This is a genomic window from Mycolicibacterium sp. XJ2546 (assembly GCF_053483195.1).
In genome coordinates this window covers 1-487 of record NZ_JBEFRW010000058.1, presented here as the reverse complement: position 1 = coordinate 487, position 487 = coordinate 1, and the positions used below count along the sequence as shown (strand labels likewise).

The 487-nt window shown below is 64.7% G+C and carries 1 protein-coding gene; it reads left to right on the top strand.

The window, feature by feature from the left end; genetic code table 11:
* The coding region (locus ABQE44_RS25820; RefSeq protein WP_448432663.1) for an HNH endonuclease signature motif containing protein at nt 1–469 on the top strand (469 nt) is incomplete at its 5' end.
* Between the last annotated feature and the right edge of the window lie 18 nt (nt 470–487).

The window sequence follows — 487 nt, the reverse complement described above, 5'->3', positions numbered from 1 at the left end:
GGGGTATCGGCCCTCGCGGGCCGGTGAACGCTTTGTGCGTATGCGCGATATGACGTGTCGGTTTCCCGGCTGTGACCGCCCCGCCCAATTCTGCGACATCGACCACAGCGTGCCCTACCCCGGTGGGCCCACTCATCCGTCAAACACCAAGTGCCTGTGTCGTTTACATCATTTATTGAAGACTTTTTGCGGCTGGCGCGACGAGCAGTATCCCGACGGCATCATCGTGTGGACCGCGCCCAGCGGACACACCTACCGCACCTACCCGATGAGTCGGGTGCTGTTTCCGAACTGGGACACCACCACCGCCGACCTACCCCCGCCGGCCAACGCGCCCCCACCTTCAGCGCAGCGCGCCCTGAAGATGCCACGACGACGACGCACCCGCGCCGCCGACAACCAAACACGCATCAACGCCGAACGCGAACTCAACCAACGCGAAGCCGCACGCGATACGCCGCCGATCTGACACCGACGTCGCCGCAGC